This is a genomic window from Flavobacterium sp. (genome assembly GCF_017744675.1).
Lineage (GTDB): Bacteria > Bacteroidota > Bacteroidia > Flavobacteriales > Flavobacteriaceae > Flavobacterium.
Map to the genome: position 1 here is coordinate 1197878 of NZ_JAGIAV010000004.1, position 19773 is coordinate 1217650.

The following is a 19773-nucleotide window of genomic DNA, read 5'->3' on the forward strand; positions in this document are numbered from 1 at the left end:
TCTAATTCATTTACATTCCTGCTTTTAAGGCATTATACTCTGCCGTCATGTCAAGCGATCTATAAACACCTAATAATGTTTTGGTTGCATCTGGATTTTTCGGTTCAATAGTAAGCACTTTTTTCAAATACGGAATCGCGCTTCTTACTATATCATCTTTTCTGGCATTAAGTTTATCATACTTCTGCATCTCGGCAGCACTAGTTCCTAATGATGCTATTTCTTCGGCTAAGTCTTTCTTCATTTGCAATTTCAAATAAGCCAAATTAATATAAGCATCCACATAATTCGGATCTAATTCTAAAACATAATTATAAACAGATTCTGCTTTTGCATAATCCTTTTTTTCAAGATAAGCATACGCCAAATTGCTGTTTACATCTATCTTTTTTGAAGGCACAGATTCTGTTCTTGGCTTTTCGTAAAAACCTTGCTGTATAGCCGATTCTCTTGCTTTTGGAGAAATAAAAACATCTTCTTCTTTGGTTTTCTTATTTGTAGCATAATACAAAACCCCTTTTCCTGAATAGTTAATCTTTTTCAAAAGCTCGTAGTAGGTTACGGCAGAATTGTAATCTTTGGCATTTATAGATGATGCCGCAGCATTGAATAAGTTTAAGGTATCTTTTTTGTCAAACAGATATACTTTATAACTTTTTTCGGCACTTTCTTTATAATTACCGGCTTTAAAATCGGTCATTGCACCATTTACAAGACTGGCTTTCATGTCTTTTAAAGCCATATTCGCTTTAACTGTCCACTTAAATTTTCCCGATTCGTTTTCGTATAAAAAGACATCTTGATAAGCTTGAGACGCCAATGTAAAATTATTGGCCGCATCTATGTTTTTGACAGCCAAGTCTTTTAAAACGTTTCCTTTTAAGAAGTAGTAATCTGACTTGTCTTCATCAGACGCATTTAGAATTAGGTATTCTGTTTTAGTTAAAATTGCCAAAGCTTCCTGGCTGTTTCCTTTATCAAATAAAGACTGCGCTTCCTTAATTTTTTCTTTTTGGGCAAATGCGCCAATGCTTACCAATAATAAGCATGCCAACACTTTAATATTCTCTTTCATTTTGCGGTTAAGTTTTGGTGATTAAATGATTTCTTAGTTTGCTTTGAGTACAGTAAAAAGATAATTAAACTGGTTTAAAATTTTCTTTATTACCATTTCTATGATCAACTATTGCTGGTCCAAATAGTTTCTCAAAAATCAAATGGGCATCAAACTTAACAAAATAAAGCAGGGTAGTTTTTCTTCATAAACAATCTGTTTTGGGGTTAAACATTTAATTCTTAATATATTATTTTATAATTCTCAACTCTGACTACTATTTCATACGAATAACACTTCACAAAAGCATTTTTAACATATTAAAAATAGTTTTTTAACTAAAATAGAATTAAAAACCAAACAAACATACAATTATCCGTCAAAATATTAAATTTTAACAAAAGAAGGAAAAAATGCTGTAAAAACCTTATAGTTTTTCTTTCTAAAAAATATAAGCAAAAAAAAGCTCACTATCTATATATAAAAATATACAAACAGTGAGCTCTTAAACCAAAACGACCATTTGGTTTGTTTCAATAAACATCCGACAGGAGCAGTGGGCTGTTTAGTTAGCTATAATCTCAAAACTTTTATCGTCAATCTTAACTACTGTCAAGGCTTTTGAATAATTCAATAAAAAAGAAACAACTTCTTTTTTAGGTTTAAGATTTTTAGAAGCTAATGCTTTTTTTGAGTAAATTTTCCCCATACTATCAGAATGTTTTATACTAATATAACGGGCTTATTACCAAAATAGTATTAGTTGGTTAAAATAATTTGATGTTTATCTATTATTTTTCTCAAATTCATTAGCGCATAACGCATTCTTCCTAATGCTGTATTGATACTAACGCCTGTAACTTCTGAGATTTCTTTGAAACTCATATCTTGATACATACGCATTACCAATACTTCTTTTTGATCTTCTGGAAGCTCTTCTATTAACTTTTTTAAATCGAGTTCTACTTGATCTACAATCATTTTGCCTTCAATTGTCAACGCATCGTCTGACATGATAGAGAAAATAGAAAACTCTTCTGTTTCTCTGTACATCGGCATTTTCTTTGTCTTGCGAAAATGATCTACAATTAAGTTATGAGAAATACGCATTACCCAAGGCAAAAATTTACCTTCTTCGTTATAAGAATTGCTTTTTAAAGTTTTAATTACTTTAATAAATGTGTCTTGAAAAATATCATTTGAAATATCTCTATCAGCGATCTTAGAATATATAAATCCATATATCTTAGACTCGTGCCTTTTTATTAATGTTGCAAGTGCAGCTTCACTACCGTCAACATAATTTTTTACTAATAGAGCGTCTGGAGTATGCAGATCAGCCATAATAACTACTTTTTTAGTTTTATTTTTAAAATTTGGAGTATTTTCTAAAAAGTAGTTTTTTTATATAGGCGTTTCTTTTTTATGGGTTATGTTAATATTGTGACCAAATTTAACAAATTTTAGTTTTAAAAAGCAAATAAAATCATTAATTATTACTAATAAAACTTTTATTAATGTACAATAAACATAAAATTTACGTACAAAGAGCTAAAATTCCGTAAAATCACTCCCTCTTAAATATGTTAAAATTTAAACATAAATACCTTACAATTAACAAGATACTGTTTAACTTTGATCTGAAATCTGATTTTAAATTACAATTTTTCCTGAAATAAAACCGTCATAATTCAATATTTTTTCGTGAGCCAATATCTTTCACGTCATTTTTAATCTTAAAAATAGAGATTTGGAGCTTGAAATGAAGTCCAAAAAAGCAATTTTCAGGAGTAAAATAGTTAAAATTTGGAACTATTTCCTTAACTAAATCCAATTCAAAATTGATTACTTTTGTAAAAATTGACTTTTTTATGCAAATTGACCTTTCTAAAATAGATCCAAAATCAAATATTATAATAAAAGGAGCACAGGTACATAACTTGAAAAATGTAGATGTGGTTATTCCGAGAAATAAACTGGTTGTTATTACAGGTCTTTCAGGATCAGGAAAATCGAGTTTAGCTTTTGATACTTTATATGCCGAAGGACAAAGACGTTATGTAGAAAGCTTATCTTCTTATGCACGTCAGTTTTTGGGCCGTTTAGACAAACCTAAGGTAGAATATATTAAAGGTATTGCACCTGCCATTGCTATTGAGCAAAAAGTAAATACAACCAATGCCCGTTCGACTGTCGGAACTTCGACAGAGATTTATGATTATATGAAGCTGCTCTATGCCAGAATCGGGCGCACCTACTCTCCTATTTCTGGACAGGAAGTGAAAAAAAATACCGTTACAGATGTTATTTCTGACGTAAAGAGTCTTCCTCTTGAAAGCAGATGGCTGCTTCTGGCTCCAATACATTTGGAAGAAGGGCGACTACTTGAAGACAAACTAAAAGTGCTTCTGCAGCAAGGTTTTGCACGTATTTTGGTTGATAATGAAATGGTTCGTTTAGACGAATTTTCTGCTTCAGATTTACATCAATTTGACAACAAAGATATTTTGCTCATCATAGATCGTATCGTTGTAAAAGAGGAAGAAGAATTTTACAATCGTTTGGCAGATGCTGTACAAACTGCTTTTTTTGAAGGAAAAGGAATTTGCTATCTGCAAGAATTAAATGCCGAGAAGAGGTTTTCTTATTCTAATAATTTTGAGCTTGATGGCATAACTTTTCTAGAGCCAAATGTGCATTTATTTAGCTTTAATAATCCGTATGGCGCTTGTCCTGTTTGTGAAGGCTACGGAAATATAATTGGCATTGATGCCGATTTGGTTGTGCCCAATACGTCATTATCAGTTTATGAAAGTGCTATTTACCCGTGGCGCGGCGACAGCATGAGCTGGTACAAAGACGAATTGGTAAAACATGCTTACAAATTTGATTTCCCAATTCATAAACCTTATTTTCAATTAACTGAAGAACAAAAAGACCTGATTTGGACTGGAAATCAGTATTTTCAAGGGCTGAATGATTTTTTTAGAGAATTAGAAGAAAAGAATTATAAGATTCAAAACCGTGTAATGCTTTCTCGATACCGTGGCAAAACAAAATGTCATGCTTGTAAAGGCAAACGCTTGCGTGAAGAAGCTTCTTACGTAAAAATCAACGGAAAAACAGTTTCCGATCTTGTTGATTTGCCAATTAAGCATTTGGTTACTTTCTTTAAAAACATTGAATTAAACCAATACGAACAGCAGATTGCGAAACGCTTAATGATTGAAATCAACAATCGTTTATCTTTCTTAAGCGAAGTTGGTTTGGACTATCTTACTTTAAACAGAAATTCTGCTACTCTTTCTGGAGGAGAATCACAACGTATTAACTTGGCAACTTCTTTAGGAAGCAGTTTGGTAGGATCGATGTATATTTTGGACGAGCCAAGTATTGGTCTGCATCCGAAAGATTCTGAAAGACTAATCAAAGTGCTGCTTTCTCTTCGTGATTTGGGCAACACGGTAATTGTCGTGGAGCATGATGAAGACATTATGAAAGCAGCAGATATGATTATCGACATTGGTCCCGAAGCTGGAACTTTTGGAGGTAAACTAGTTGCACAGGGAACTTATGATGAAATTCTAAAATCAGATTCTTTAACGGCAAAATATTTAAATGGTGATTTAGAAATTTCTGTTCCAAAGAGAAGACGAAAATTTAAAAATCATATTGACATTATTGGCGCACGCGAGAACAACTTAAAAAATATCAATGTTACTTTCCCTTTAGATGTTTTAACAGTGGTAACGGGCGTTTCTGGAAGCGGAAAAAGTACTTTGATTAAGAAGATTTTGTTTCCGGCTGTTCAGAAAAAACTAGAAAGCGCGGCGGAAAAAGCAGGACAGTTTACTGAAATTTCCGGATCATTTTCGCAGATTAAACATATTGAATACGTAGACCAAAATCCGATTGGAAGAAGCTCGAGATCGAATCCTGTTACCTACATCAAAGCATATGATGATATTCGTGATTTGTACGCCAAAGAAAAACTATCCAAAATAAGAGGTTATCAGGCCAAACATTTCTCTTTTAATGTTGACGGAGGTCGATGCGAAACTTGCAAAGGAGAAGGCTCGATAAATGTCGAAATGGTCTTTATGGCTGATGTTTCTTTACCTTGCGAGACTTGCGGCGGAAAACGCTTTAAAAAAGAAATTTTAGAAGTCACTTTTGACAATCAAAATATCAATGACATTCTGACTATGACCATTGATGATGCGATTGCTTTTTTCGAAAAAAATAAACAGTCTAAAATCACTCAGAAATTGCAGCCTTTACAAGATGTTGGTTTAGGATATGTGCAATTAGGACAATCGTCTTCTACTCTTTCTGGCGGAGAAGCTCAGCGTATTAAATTAGCTTCTTTTCTGGTAAAGGGTGCTACAAAAGACAAAGCGCTATTTGTTTTCGACGAACCTACAACTGGTCTTCATTTTCATGATATTAAAAAACTTTTAGCTTCTTTTGATGCATTAATAGAAAAAGGACATTCGATAATTGTGATCGAACATAATCTTGACCTTATAAAATGCGCTGACTGGATCCTTGATTTAGGTCCTGAAGGCGGAGAAAATGGAGGACATTTATTAGCTTCTGGAACTCCTGAAGACATTGTAAAAGTAAAAGAATCTGTAACAGGAGTGTATTTGAAAGATAAATTGTAATCTTACTTGTTTTTAAATAACAAAGCCATAAATACAATTGATTAGTTTGTATTTATGGCTTTATTTATTTCTCTTTTTAATGTTAAGCTACTAGACATCTTTCCTCAAAAGGAACACCGTCTTCGTCAATAGCTACTAAAATCTTTTTCTGCTTTGAAGCCTCAAAGGTAAGATACAGCCAAGCAAATGACCATAACCCTAGAGTTAAACAAAAAATCATGAAATTTAAACTGTGGTTAACCACTTTTCCTCCTTTAGATAAAACTGCAAAAAGCAACTTATCATTTCTCTCTTCCAGCGTAAATCCTTTATGAACTTTGTTTGAGATCATATTAGAAAATACCTGCATGCTTTGTTCATGGCTCAGATGATTGTCTTTCATAATTGTTACTCTACAAATTAATTCTAATTACACTTTCATTTATAATTTCGTACAAAAATATAAAACTATAAAAAATAAAAAAATACCTACATCTATTGTTTTTGTTAGAAAAAAAACTGCGTTTTCAATAAACTGCTGATAAGTTTTCATGTTAAAGTTAATTTTAATTCGATTAATTACAAAATATTCATGTGTTAAAATTCTTATTTTAATACTTAGTTTGCAATTAGCTAACATTTTTAAAACGGTTAAAATTATATTGCAGCTATTCTTTTTTGAGGTATTCTGGCGGAATTGCGGTCGCATTTCCGTCTCTTAATGCGCTGTAGTGCGGAGACATAATTTCTATTCCGGCTTCATTAAAAGAATCTTGAATATTTTGATGCAGTGACGAATAAATCCTTGGCTGTTTGGTAGGTTCTTTGGTGTAAACGTTTATTTGGTACGAAACATAAAAATCATCTAAACTTGTTTGCAGCACAAATGGCGCGGGTTCTTTTTCTGTCATTTCAGTTTTCAAGGCTGCATTAATCAAGGCTGCGTGAATGTCTTTCCAAGGCACATCGTAACCAATCGAAACTGTAGTATGAATGAGCAATCCTGAAGTAGACTGTTTAGTATTTGCCGAATAATTGGTTGAAGTGCTCGACAAGACTGTCGCATTTGGAATCGTAATATCTTCAAATTTTGGCGTTCTAATTCGGGTAACCAATGCTGTTTTTTCGATTACTTCTCCGCTTACATCGCCAATTTTTATAAAATCGCCAATTTTAAACGGACGCATATAGGTAATCACCAAACCCGCCACCATATTTGCAATAGCATTGGAAGAACCTAGCGAAAATAAAACACCCACAAACACGGAAACACCTTTAAAAATCGGCGAATCTGAACCCGGCAGATACGGAAAAATGATAACCAGCATAAAGGCATACATTAAAAGTCTTATAACGTTGAATGTAGGCAATGCCCAATCGCTATAAAATCCGTCAATTTTAATGTTTTCCGATTTTATTTCATCAAAGAAAAACTTAATTACTTTGATCGAATATTTAAAAATAATTACAATAACAATAATGGTAAACAGGCTTGGCAGAAAACCAACAAATCCCATTAGAGCTGATTTTGCTGGAGTCAATATCCATCTTAACAGCATTGTGGTATAATCCTTTGTAGCCGGAAATATGCTAAATAAAACAGGAAGCGATAAATAAACGATTAAAATAAGCGTCACTATTTTTATGAAACCAAAAAAGCGAAGAAACAAGACGAGCTGTTTTTCGGGAGATAGTATTTTGATGGTATTGTAATTTACTCCTTTGAAGTATCTGGCTTTGTTCTTAAGAATATACTTTCTGATTAAATTAAAAAGCTTACCAACTACAAAAAGAATCAGACCAATTATAAGGACTAATAGAGTCGTATAGCCTATTCGTTTGGGTAATTGCGAATAATTTTCATTCTGATAGATTATCGCGCTTTTAATCTTAGCTAGATTTCGATTGGCGATCTCGGTAATTGTACTGTTTTCGGCTTTTGCATCAGCATCAAAAACAGACATGATAACCAAATCGCTTTGGTAAACAATATCTGCAGAAACATCTGAAGGAACAACTTTAATAGAATCTTTTTCGAAAAAAGATTCATTATAAAGCCTTTTAATTTTATTGGTGATGTAATCTGCTCTTTCTTTTGCAGAAAAAGAACCAACATGATTGTAGACAAAAAACAGTGTGTCTTTGAAAGGTTTTACAGGATAACCCTTTAGTTTTACTGTTGAAATCTCTTTTTCAGATTTTTTCAGATTATGAGTCTGGGCAAATACTGAAAAAGAAAACAAAACAAAAAAGAAAGCTAATAACCTAAGTACTTTTATTCTCATATTCTATTAGAAATAAATTAGTTATCCTTTCTAACAAATATAAAAACAAAAAAGCTACAATTTTTAAATTACTTTCTTTTTTACAGAAAAATCAGATCAAATTTTAAAACCTAATTTCTTGAAAACAGAATCAATAACATTATTGATATCTGGAGATATTTTAAACTTGTAATTTAAATAAACGTATGAAATAGTAACCAAAATCGATTTTAGAGTAATGCTTATTAATTGGAAAAATGGAAATTCCCAGAAGTAAAACACCAAAAATAGAGCGAAAGTTAAAATTATAGAATGAACAGTCTGCTTGGTAAATGGATAGAGATGAAGTTTTTTTACCACAAACTGAAGCTTGGCCAAACTATATAAAGTAATAGACAATAATGTAGCAAATGCAGAACCGAAAATTCCAAACTTTGGAATAAAAATCATATTTAGAATTACCGTTAAAACAACTAGCATTAACCCTAAATATAAAACCATTTTATAATATTTTGTATTGAAAATAATGGCATTGTTATTTCCTAAAATCAAATCAAAATATTTAGAAAGACCAATCATAAATACTACAGCAATTCCGCCACTGTATTCTTTAGGAACCAATTCGTACAGCTGATTAATATTAACAAAAATACAAAGCATTACAAATCCGCCTACTACTTGCAGATTAATAGAAGTCTTTTTATACAATTGATTTAACTCGTCATGCTTATTTTCATGCATTAATTTGGCCGTAATCGGATACACAATTTGATGCATTGCACGACTCGGAACCGAAATTACTAAGGCGATATAAGTTGCAACCGAATAAAATGCGATGTTATCAATAATCATATATTGATTCAATATCATTTTATCTCCGTCTAAAAGCAAATTAGCTACACTTCCTGACAAAATAATATAAAATGTATATACTAATATGTCTTTTGTGTTTTCAGGTTTTTTAAACTGAAATGTAGGCTTTTGAACACTAAATGCATAAAACATGGTTACCAAAAATGCCAAAAAATATAGCCCTGCAGTTGCATACACAAATCCTTCAACAGTAAGCACATTAAAATAAACAGCAATTAATAAAAATAGCGAAAACAATCTTAGACCAATTTCTTTAATAAAATTGCCGAAAACAGAATGCATATGAACACGTGCCCAAGCATAAAAAATCTCGAAATAAGCCATCGTTAAAGCTATAAATGGTATTAACCATACATAACTTTTTACAATTGCATTCTTTTTAGATAAAAAGAACAAAATCTCATCATAAAAACAAAGTCCAATTAACAAAAGAGGAATTATCAATAGAATGGGAAACAAAACCGTAAAAGATAAAAACCTAGATTTTTCTTCGTCGGTTTTATATTGGGAATAGAATTTTACTAATGTATTTTGCATTCCAATAGCAAACAATGGCATTATTACATTTGCACTGGAAGTTATGTAATTGGTCAACCCATAAAAAGTTGCTCCAAGAAAGATTGGATATAAATAAAGTGTATTAATGGCTCCGATACCAAAACCAATGTATGTAATTATAGTGTTTTTAAAAGACTGATTTAAGACAATACCCATTTCTTGAGTTTAGATTCTATTTTAATTTTTAAATGATTATCCTTTAATCAGCTGTGCCAATTGTTTGGTTAGGTTTTTTCTTGAATATTGCTGTAAACCAATTCCGTGCGATTGCAGTTTCCCTTCCAAAAACTGATTAAAAAAGTCCAAAATTACACTTTTTAATTTCGCTTTTTCAGAATAATCAAAAAATACTCCTGTATTGGTCTGCGTCACAATATCGGCAAAGTCAGAACCTTGAGGTCCAATCGCAATTATCGGACGGTTTGAAACCATATATTCGAACAATTTACCAGGAATAATGCTCTTTGTGTCTTCAGAATTAATTTCTATTAAAAGTAAAACTTGAGATTTTCTCTGATGTGCCACTGCTTCTTTATGAGAAACATAACCCACTAAATTCAAATAATCATTTAATTGATGTTCTTTTATAGCATCTAAAACTTCCTGACTTACTGCTCCAATCAATTTAATTTCTAGATGAGATTTAAATTCTGGCACTTCTTGCAACAATTCAACCAAAACTTGCCATAAAAACGGCGGATTTCTGTCTGATAAAAATGAACCAATATGGGCTAAAGTAAATTTGGGGTCTAAAGTTTGCTTTTCAACCGTTTCTACATCGTAACCGTTAGTAATTACCGTAATCGGTTTGTTGGTAATTGCTTCAAATTCGGCTTTAGTAGTTTTGCTGGTTACAATAATTTCATCTGCAGAATTAAGCACTTTATATTCTAAATTCTTATGTTTTTTTTCTGCATAAGAAGACAAACGTAGCGCTTTATGATATCCGATTGTCGTCCAAGGATCACGGAAATCGGCAAACCACTTTACTTTTAGTTTCTGCTGCAATTCTAAACCAATTAAGTGCAAACTGTGCGGTGGTCCAGAAGTTACAATCGTATCGATATTATTTTCCTGAATGTATTTTTCTAAATAAGAAACAGATGGTTTTACCCAAAAAACACGCGCATCTGGAATAAAAAGATTTCCTCGAACCCAAAGAAACGTTTTATCCAAAAAGGTCTGTTTTTTCTTTTGCGGAAAAATCCCCGAACTGATTTTCTTGGTTTTATTTTTCGAAAAAATGGAAGCCAATTGGTAAGGCTCCCAAATTTTATTCTTTAATATAATTACTTTGTCTGATATTTCGCTTACCAATCCTTCATCAACAATTGGATAAGTTGGGTTTTCTGGAACATAAACAATGGGTTGTACATCAAATTCTGGCAAATATTTTACAAACTTCAGCCAACGCTGTACTCCTGGTCCACCCGCAGGCGGAAAATAATAGGTGATTATTAAAAGTTTTTTTTGTTCCAATTTTTATTGTTCTATTCTTAAAGTAGCTTAATTAAGCTCTTTCTTCGTTTTCGTTATTTACTTTTTCTAATTCTTCAATATCTAAAATATCTTTTGGTCGATTAGAAGCTTTTTTAGCAATAATTAAATTTTCATAATCAATAAAATAAACAGGAGTTTCCCCGATCATAACTATTGTCGCATCATCTAACAAAGATGAAAAAGTTTTATCTTCTAATCCTTTAACAGCAGTCATGATATCCAGTCTCAAACCATAATTTAATGTAAAATCAGTCCAGCCAGGAATAAACTGCATTGTTTCAATAGTTTCAAAATCTCCTAAGTTTATTGATTTTAGTGCCTTTCTTAAATTAAGTCTATTTTCAAGAGTATCTTCTAAATAAATATCGATATCTCCAGTATTTCTATTATAGCCATAAATATTTACAGCAAATCCTCCAATAGTTATATACTTAACCTTGTTTTCGAAAAAACTATTCCAAATGGCAATTATTTGCTCATTCATCGTTTCTTAGATTGAATTATCTTAGCACTTTTCAATGTATGAGAAACTTCAATAATAGCCATTAATCGTTCCAATCTTTCTAAATAAGAAAGTGACTTAATTTCCGCAATTCTTTTAGCTTCCAATTCCTTTGGAGAACCAAAATTCAACACAATATTCTTCATCACTTAATTTTTAAAATAAACTAAAACAAAGATACAAAACGATTTACGAATATATAATTAAGAAAATATCAGCAATTATTCTTTTTTAGTTCTTCTACTTTCAAAATAAACTCCTCCAGCCAAAAGTAATAACATTCCGATTGAACTTATTAAAGTAATTGTTCCTCCTGTTTTGATAATCTGAGGTTCAAATTTAAATTCGATAGTATGTTTTCCAGCAGGAATTTCCATGGCTCTTAGAACATAATCGACAGGGAAATGATCTGTTAATTTTCCGTCTATGTAAGCGTTCCAACCATTTTTATAATACATTTCAGAGAAAACAGCTAAACCGTCTCCATTGTTTTCCGATTTGTATTTGATATAATTTGGTTTATAAGTAACCACTTTTATTGTTCCTGTTGTATCAAAAGCTTTCTTTAATCTCGCATTTTGGAATTTGCTTTCATGTTCGTGAACATTGAAAACGGCAACTTTTTTAGTATCTAAAGTATTCAATGCTTTCATTACATCATCTGGTTTGTTAACCAGTTTTACTGCACCTACAAACCAAGCATTTCCGTTAGCATCTGGATTAACAGCAGGAATCTGATTTCCATCTTTATCCACTTGAATAACATACTTAACATTCAACATATTAAGCACTTCCAAATTATTTTTAGCAATTTGATAATCATACAATTGCTGCATTCTTCTAGGTCTTACAGCACTATAACCTCCAATTGTTTTATGGAAATATGAAGATCTACCCTGCAATTGTCCTTGAAGATCGAATACACGGTAAACAGAAGTATCTTTTAATATTTGAGCATCTGCCTGCGTTTCTTGGAAAGGCGCCGCAATTTGAACTGGGCTTACAAAATCTTTAGCAGAAACGTATTTTTTATCCACAAAAAACAAATCAAAAATCATTACAATTCCGATAACGATTAAAGTGGTGGTTTGCGAGAATTTGTTTTTAATAAACAGCCACAATACCCCAAAAGTAATTATGATTAAGAATCCAGAACGTAATATATCTGCATAATACATCGTCATTCTGTCTTCTTTTAAAGCATCAACGAAACCTGGCCCGTAGCTTTCCAGATAAGCATTATCGTTCATTCCTGTAAAATGGAAGAAGCTTTTTGCAATTAATAAAATAACAAGAACTCCTAAACCAAAAACTCCTGTCTGCACTAAGGCTTTCTGCTGTAATTTTGGTTCCTCTTTTGCTTTAAAGAAAGACTGTAATCCCATAACAGCCAAAACAGGGAAGCATAATTCTAGAATTACTTGAATTGAAGATACAGCTCTAAATTTATCGTATAACGGAACATATTTAATAAAAAAGTCTGTCAATAAAGAGAAGTTTTTACCCCAAGAAAGCACTAAAGTAAAAAGTGCTCCAGCAAGGAAAACATATTTGATTTTTCTTTCGTCTATAAACAAAGCCAAGACTGCCAAGAAGAAAACTACAGCTCCAATATAAGCTGGCGCAGAAACAATTGGCTGATCTCCCCAATAAGTTGGCATTCCAGAAACAAAATCTTGAGCTTGAGAAGCTGGAACTCCTTGTTCCAACATAAATGAATACATACGACTGTCTGTACCTACATCTTCATGGCTTGAACCTCCAAATATTCTTGGAGCAATTAAATTCAAACTTTCTGCAATACCATAACTATATTCTGTAATATAATCAGTGGTCATAGAAGCAGTAGTTTCGTTTTTAGACCCATCTGGATTAAAAGTCAGCTCGCTTTTATCTCTAATACTGTATTTGGCATATTCATTTGTAGCCATTAAATTACCAGCATTAGCGCCTAAAGCAAAAATTCCTGCAACTAGTAAAACTCCGCAAGAAATTAAAAGACCTTTAAAGTCTTTTTCTTTGATATAATTAAAAGCAAAATACCCTGAAAGTATCAATAAGAAAATCAATAAATAATAGGTCATTTGGAAGTGATTGGCACTAATTTCTAATGCCACTGCAAACATAGTGAGCAAACCTCCTTTAATGTATTTCTTCTGAAAGACGAGCATAAAACCGGCAATAACCAAAGGCATATAAGCAATAGCATGTGCTTTGGCATTATGACCAACTCCTAAAATGATGATCATGTATGTTGAAAAACCAAAAGCAATTGAACCGATAAAAGCTTTCAGCGGGTCTGTTTTTAAAACCAATAACAAACCGTAAAAACCAAGGAAATATAGAAATAAGTAATCTGCAGGACGCGGAAGAAAACGCAATACGTCATCCACTTTACCAATAAAATCGTTCGGATAATTTGCTCCAAGCTGATACGTTGGCATACCTCCAAAAGCAGAGTTTGTCCAATAAGGTTCAGCATTTTCCATCGCTCTAAAGTCATTCTGCTCTTTTGCCATACCGGTGTATTGCGCAATATCTGACTGGAAAATTTGCTTTCCTTGTAGAACTGGATAAAAATAAATTAATGAAACAAAAATAAAGCCCAAGATAACAAGGGCATGCGGATAGAACTTATTTACTATTTTCAATTTTGGCTAGTTTGGGTTAAAATGAATCCTAAATTTTCAGGACACAAATCTAATCTATTTCTTCGTAATCGACATACTCTCCCACTTTTTTGGTTTCGCGAGGTTTTTTAGCATTAGCAGTATTAATGATTATTTCATCATTATTATTTGTATTGCGATTGTTTTGATATGTATTGCCTTGATTATACTGCTGTTGTTGTCTTTGAAAATTCTCACTAGCATTTTCTACCGCCTTTTTAACCAATACTGGCAAAAAGATTCTACCTAAAAATTTAAAAATGTAATAAAAAGCTATAACCCACATGATGGTTTTAAACAAACCTGAAAATGATGCTTCTTGCATAACTATATATTTTTTTTCAAAAATAATAAATCCATTCCTTAAAAATAAAATATGAATCTTAAATAAATAATAAAATATGTACATTTGAAATGCGTTATTATTTTTTAATCCAAAAAAAATCATATGTTCCAAATTAAAAACTTACTTGCCCCGGTACTTTTTTTTATTCCACAACTATTTTTTGCGCAATATACCGACGTTATTAATTCCAATCGCCCTGGAGAAACCATGTCTGCCTATGCGGTCGGAAAATCTGTCATTCAAGCCGAACTTGGCGTTTATGGCATTAAAGAAAAACATGATTTATTGGATTATGATGCCAGCGGATTTGGTACAGATCTTAGCATAAGATTTGGAGCTTTTCTAGAACAATTAGAGTTTATAGCTGATTTGCAATATCAAACAGAAAATTTTGATACTCCGTACACCAGCTATAAAAAGAATAATTTCAGACAAACAGTTTTAGGAGCTAAATATCTTATTTACGATCCTTATAAAAATTATAAGAGAGAAGTAAACATTTACAGCTATAAAGCCAATCGTAATTTTCAATGGCGCGAACTGATTCCGGCTGTTTCTGTTTTTGCTGGAGCAAATTTTGTTGGAGCAAACAATCCATACTATTTTTCTCCTGATGGTGCTATATCGCCTAAAGTTTCCTTGATTACCCAAAACTTATTAGGAGGCGGATCATGGGTGTTTGTAACCAATATTATTGCAGATTATATCGGAACTGACTATCCAAGTTACGGATATATATTAACTTTGACCCACGGTTTTAACGATAGATGGTCTGGTTTTATTGAAAATCAAGGATATAAAAGCGATTTCTACAGCGATTCTATTCTTCGCGGCGGAGCAGCTTTTCTTCTTTCATCCAACATGCAAGTCGATGCCTCTATAAGTACGAATTTCAAAAACACACCGTCTATTTTATATGGCGGAGTTGGAGTATCATGGCGATATGACGGCTGGTACAAAGAAAAAGTAATAGAAGACAAAGCAGCCGCTAGAGCAAAAAAGAATCCTGAAAATGAGAAACCAATAGATTATCAGGAAAGAGAACGAAAACGTAAAGCAAAATACGAATAAGCATACATAACTAGACCCTTTTTTAAGGACTCTCAACACCATCTTAATGATTACAATTAAAGAAGCCAAAAGCAAGAAAGAATTAACCGAATACATCAAATTTCCTTTTTCATTGTATAAGGATAATCCGTACTGGGTACCGCCCATTATTGCAGATGAATTGGAATCTTTTGACAAAACCAAAAATCCTGCGTTTGATAATGCCGAAGCTTATTTTTATCTGGCTTATAAAGACAATAAAATAGTGGGGCGTATTACGGCCATTATCAATTGGTCTGAAGTTAACAATCAGCACAAGAGAAAAGTTCGTTTTGGATGGTTTGATGTAATTGATGATATTGAAGTTACCAAAGCACTGCTTGAAAAAGTATATGAATTAGGAAGAAAACATAATTTAGAACACGCTGAAGGTCCAATGGGATTTTCAAATCTGGATAAAGTTGGCGTTTTAACTGAGGGTTACGATCAAGTAGGAACTATGATTACTTGGTACAATCATCCTTATTATGTAACACATTTAGAGCAATTAGGCTTTCAAGTTGAAAAACAATATATCGAAAGTGTATTCCCTTTTTCTAATGTAAAACCAGAATTCTTTCAAAAAGCGCAAGAACTAATCAAAAAACGTTACGGATTAAAGCCTCTTAATTTCACTAAAACAAAAGACATTATGCCTCATGTAGACAAAATGTTTGATTTGTTTAATGAATCTTACGAAAAACTAGCTTCGTTTGTTGCTATTTCTGATGTTCAGAAAGAATACTTTAAAAAGAAATACATCAGTTTTATAAATCCAGAATATATCAAATTTGTAGTTGACAAAGATGATAACTTAGTAGCCTTTAGTATTGTAATGCCTAGTTTTGTTGAAGCGTTACAGAAAATAAGAGGTAAATTATTTCCATTTGGTTTTCTGCAATTATTAAAAGCAAGAAAACACAGTAAAGATGTTGTATTTTATCTTATCGGAGTTCATCCTGATTACCAGAATAAAGGTGTAACCGCTATTATTTTTGATGAATATTATAAAACGTTTTCAGCCAAAGGAATTCAGACTTGCATTAGAACTCCAGAATTATTAGAAAACAACGCCATTCATTTACTTTGGAAAAACTTTGATCCAATTATTCACTGCCAAAGAAAGACCTATTTGAAGAATCTTTAAAAGTGAAATAAAAATGTAAAATAAAAAAAATCCATTCGCCCCCATACGAATGGATTTTTCATTTTGTAAAATACATTATTACTCTACTTTGCAATCTACTTTAACCAAAGTATTTTTTTGATCAAATTTCAGTTTTGATTTATCTTTAAAAGAAACCTTATTGTTGGCAGTTGCTACATCGCCGTATCCTTCGATAAAAGTCCCGTCTTTTTGCAGAAAAACAACTTCTCTAACAGACGAAACTCCCTCCGAATTGAAAGTATAATCAGCAATTAAGGTATCGCCTTTCATATTTCCAATTAAAGTTCCTTCGTTTTTATCTTTTCCGACTAAATTATAACTTAATTTTCCGTTGACTTCCTGATGTGAGTTAACATTAAAACTCATTTCAATCACATTTCCGTTTGATCTCCATGCATAACATTGATCTCCAGCAGGCTCTACAATTTCTGCTTCTTTTGGCGGACTTGGTGTAATTTGTATTGGTTCTGTCGTTGTCGTTTCTTTTTTACAAGAAGTAAAAACTGCAAGCGCCATCACCGTAAGTGTTAGTACTTTTTTCATAATTCTTATTTTTATTTTGTTGATTATGATCATAAAGTTACCTTAAATAAAAAAAATCCATTCGTAGAACAAATGGATTTTTTTACATAATTTCCACTTAAGGAAATCTATTTTATAAGAATTTACGAAACGTCAACAGTTGTACGTTCAGCAATTTCTTTATAAGTTCCGTTAGTCAATTTCTCACGGATTGCTTCAAAAGCTTTCAATGTTTCATCGATATCTTGTAAAGTATGAGAAGCTGTAGGAATCATTCTCAATAAGATAATTCCTTTTGGAATAACTGGATACACTACGATAGAAAGGAAAATACCATAGTTTTCTCTTAAATCGTTTACCATCACCATTGCTTCAGGAATACTTCCTTCTAAGTAAACTGGTGTAATACATGTATTTGTATCTCCAATATTAAATCCTTTTTCTTTAAGACCGTTTTGCAAAGCATTTACGTTTTCCCAAAGTTTGTCTTTAATAGCAGAAGATTTACGCAATAATTCTAAACGTTTCAAAGAACCAATTGTTTGAATCATTGGCAATGCTTTTGCAAACATTTGAGAACGTAAGTTGTATTTCAAATAATCGATAACTGTTTTATCAGCCGCTACGAAAGCACCAATATTAGCCATAGATTTTGCAAAAGTAGAGAAGTAAACATCAATTTGATCTTGAACTCCTTGCTCCTCACCTGCTCCAGCACCAGTTTTACCTAAAGTACCAAAACCGTGAGCATCATCTACCAATAATCTGAAATTGTATTTTTTCTTTAGTTCCGCAATTTCTTTTAATTTTCCTTGCTGTCCGCGCATTCCGAAAACACCTTCAGTAATAAATAAAATACCTCCGCCTGTTTCTTCTGCCATTTTAGTAGCACGCTGCAAGTTTTTCTCCATACTCTCCAAATCATTGTGTTTGTATGTGAAACGTTTACCCATGTGCAAACGAACACCATCAATGATACAAGCATGTGAATCTACGTCATAAACAATAATATCATTTTTAGTAACCAAAGCATCAATGATAGAAACCATTCCTTGGTAACCGAAATTCAGCAAATAAGCAGATTCTTTCATTACGAACTCTGCCAATTCATTTTCTAACTGTTCGTGGTACGTTGTGTGGCCAGACATCATACGAGCTCCCATCGGATACGCTGCACCAAACTGAATTGCCGCATCTGTATCTGCTTGACGAACTTCCGGATGATTTGCCAGACCTAAATAATCATTTAAACTCCAGTTTAAAATATTTTTTCCGTGAAATTGCATTCTAGGACCCAACTCTCCTTCTAACTTTGGGAAAACATAATAACCTTCTGCTTGAGAAGCCCATTTTCCTAAAGGTCCCTTATTGTCCTGAATTCTTTCGAATAAATCTTTTACCATAATATATTGTAGTAATTTTTTTTACTTAATCAGCGAGCAAAAATAATCATTATTAATTTAAAATGAAGAGCCTCAATTATTTTTATTCAAAAATATTCGACTACAAAAAAATAACAGGATTTTACATCTATTTATTTTACTCACAAAACTCCTTAGCGTCAAATCACTCTATAAAATGATTAATATTAAAAAAAATGCGAGCAGATTGTATCATATTCGAGTGTTGCATTAATCAGTATTTTCAAAAGCAAACCTCATATTTCCTTTATTTATAATGAAACTAATTAGTCTCTACAAAAACACTTATTCATCATTGAATTCTTATAAAAACCAATTTTAATTTTAACTTTGAGAGTATTTAATTTTTAATATTAAAATAATGCCTTTAAGCAATTCAAAAGATTTAAAACTGGCAGTTCTAATTGATGCAGACAATGTGCCATACAGCAATGTAAAAGGCATGATGGAAGAAATTGCAAAGCTCGGAACGCCAACTACAAAAAGGATTTATGCCGACTGGACAAAACCAAATGCAAATGGCTGGAAAGGCGTTTTACTGGAACATGCTATCACTCCTATTCAGCAATACAGTTATACAGTTGGGAAAAATTCGTCAGATTCGGCTTTGATTATCGATGCTATGGATTTGCTTTACTCCGGAAAATTGGACGGTTTTTGTATTGTTTCCAGCGATAGCGATTTTACCAGACTCGCTGTAAGACTTCGCGAATCGGGCATGAAAGTAATTGGTATTGGAGAAAAGAAAACACCAAATTCGTTTATTGTGGCCTGTGACCGTTTTATTTATATTGAGGTTTTGGACGGAGCAACTCAAAAGAAAAAACCAAAAGCAACGACTGCCGACACCAAAAAACCAATTGAGAAACCAGCTGAAAAAGCACTTCATAAAGTTGACAAACAAACTATTGAACTTATAGAAGCTACAATCGAAGATATTGAGGATGATGATGGCTGGGCATTCTTGGGCGATGTCGGAAATCTGATTGTGAAGAAAAAACCCGAATTTGACCCTCGAAATTATGGCTATTCAAAACTCACTCCGATGCTGAAATCGTTAACTGATATTTTGGAAATCGACGAAAGAGAGTCAGACAAAAAAGGAATCAAACACGTTTATGTGCGTTTGAGATTCAACTAATTATCGCATTTATTACCTAT

17 protein-coding genes are annotated in these 19773 nt (G+C 32.3%); 4 read left to right on the forward strand and 13 right to left on the reverse strand.

The features are described 5' to 3' along the window. Positions 1-10: 10 nt before the first annotated feature. The 3 genes from J7574_RS15415 to J7574_RS15425 all read right to left on the reverse strand — a co-directional run bounded on the left by J7574_RS15415 (position 11) and on the right by J7574_RS15425 (position 2398). Positions 11-1075, reverse strand: a complete 1065-nt coding sequence (locus J7574_RS15415; protein WP_290970284.1) for a tetratricopeptide repeat protein — start codon at positions 1073-1075, stop codon at positions 11-13. Between the two features lie 544 nt (positions 1076-1619). Next, positions 1620-1763, reverse strand: a complete 144-nt coding sequence (locus J7574_RS15420; RefSeq protein WP_290970286.1) for a hypothetical protein — start codon at positions 1761-1763, stop codon at positions 1620-1622. Between the two features lie 50 nt (positions 1764-1813). Beyond that, positions 1814-2398, reverse strand: a complete 585-nt coding sequence (locus J7574_RS15425) for a sigma-70 family RNA polymerase sigma factor (protein ID WP_111378620.1) — start codon at positions 2396-2398, stop codon at positions 1814-1816. Positions 2399-2925: 527 nt separating this feature from the next. Between J7574_RS15425 and uvrA the strand changes: the two genes are divergently transcribed. After that, positions 2926-5721 (forward strand): excinuclease ABC subunit UvrA, encoded by a 2796-nt coding sequence (uvrA, locus tag J7574_RS15430; RefSeq protein ID WP_290970293.1) that lies wholly within the window; start codon positions 2926-2928, stop codon positions 5719-5721. An 82-nt stretch (positions 5722-5803) separates the two neighbouring features. Here the strand turns inward: uvrA and J7574_RS15435 are convergent, their stop codons facing one another. The 8 genes from J7574_RS15435 to J7574_RS15470 all read right to left on the reverse strand — a co-directional run bounded on the left by J7574_RS15435 (position 5804) and on the right by J7574_RS15470 (position 14391). Next, a complete protein-coding gene (locus tag J7574_RS15435) occupies positions 5804-6103 on the reverse strand; it encodes a hypothetical protein (protein WP_290970296.1) in 300 nt (99 codons plus the stop codon). 265 nt (positions 6104-6368) lie between these two features. Beyond that, entirely contained in the window at positions 6369-7985 is a 1617-nt protein-coding gene (locus tag J7574_RS15440) for a mechanosensitive ion channel family protein (protein ID WP_290970299.1), read from the reverse strand. Positions 7986-8081: 96 nt separating this feature from the next. Then, positions 8082-9551: an oligosaccharide flippase family protein gene (locus J7574_RS15445; protein WP_290970302.1), complete on the reverse strand. Its 1470-nt coding sequence runs from the start codon at positions 9549-9551 to the stop codon at positions 8082-8084. 36 nt (positions 9552-9587) lie between these two features. Then, complete coding sequence (locus tag J7574_RS15450) at positions 9588-10874, reverse strand: glycosyltransferase family 4 protein (protein ID WP_290970304.1); 1287 nt, start codon at positions 10872-10874, stop codon at positions 9588-9590. A gap of 31 nt (positions 10875-10905) precedes the next feature. Continuing rightward, positions 10906-11379, reverse strand: coding sequence for a nucleotidyltransferase (locus tag J7574_RS15455; RefSeq protein ID WP_290970306.1), 474 nt, complete (start codon positions 11377-11379; stop codon positions 10906-10908). After that, positions 11376-11543 carry a hypothetical protein gene (locus tag J7574_RS15460; RefSeq protein ID WP_290970309.1) on the reverse strand — a complete coding sequence of 56 codons (168 nt, stop codon included), beginning with the start codon at positions 11541-11543 and terminating at the stop codon, positions 11376-11378. The genes J7574_RS15455 and J7574_RS15460 overlap by 4 nt, the downstream gene beginning before the upstream one ends. A gap of 75 nt (positions 11544-11618) precedes the next feature. Next, positions 11619-14048, reverse strand: a complete 2430-nt coding sequence (locus J7574_RS15465) for a YfhO family protein (protein WP_290970312.1) — start codon at positions 14046-14048, stop codon at positions 11619-11621. Between the two features lie 49 nt (positions 14049-14097). Then, on the reverse strand, positions 14098-14391 hold the full coding sequence (locus J7574_RS15470; RefSeq protein WP_290970315.1) for a DUF4834 family protein: 294 nt from the start codon (positions 14389-14391) through the stop codon (positions 14098-14100). A 123-nt stretch (positions 14392-14514) separates the two neighbouring features. Between J7574_RS15470 and J7574_RS15475 the strand changes: the two genes are divergently transcribed. Both J7574_RS15475 and J7574_RS15480 read left to right on the forward strand, forming a co-directional pair. Next, on the forward strand, positions 14515-15483 hold the full coding sequence (locus tag J7574_RS15475; protein WP_290970318.1) for a transporter: 969 nt from the start codon (positions 14515-14517) through the stop codon (positions 15481-15483). Positions 15484-15529: 46 nt separating this feature from the next. Then, a complete protein-coding gene (locus tag J7574_RS15480) occupies positions 15530-16648 on the forward strand; it encodes a GTP cyclohydrolase (protein WP_290970321.1) in 1119 nt (372 codons plus the stop codon). 78 nt (positions 16649-16726) lie between these two features. Here the strand turns inward: J7574_RS15480 and J7574_RS15485 are convergent, their stop codons facing one another. Both J7574_RS15485 and J7574_RS15490 read right to left on the reverse strand, forming a co-directional pair. After that, the gene (locus J7574_RS15485) at positions 16727-17212 is read right to left on the reverse strand and encodes a hypothetical protein (protein ID WP_290970323.1); all 486 of its coding nucleotides are present in this window, start codon (positions 17210-17212) and stop codon (positions 16727-16729) included. 122 nt (positions 17213-17334) lie between these two features. Continuing rightward, on the reverse strand, positions 17335-18594 hold the full coding sequence (locus J7574_RS15490; RefSeq protein WP_290970326.1) for an aminotransferase class I/II-fold pyridoxal phosphate-dependent enzyme: 1260 nt from the start codon (positions 18592-18594) through the stop codon (positions 17335-17337). 379 nt (positions 18595-18973) lie between these two features. Here J7574_RS15490 and J7574_RS15495 point away from each other — a divergent pair, with 379 nt between their 5' ends. Then, positions 18974-19753 carry an NYN domain-containing protein gene (locus J7574_RS15495; RefSeq protein WP_290970329.1) on the forward strand — a complete coding sequence of 260 codons (780 nt, stop codon included), beginning with the start codon at positions 18974-18976 and terminating at the stop codon, positions 19751-19753. Positions 19754-19773: the final 20 nt, after the last annotated feature.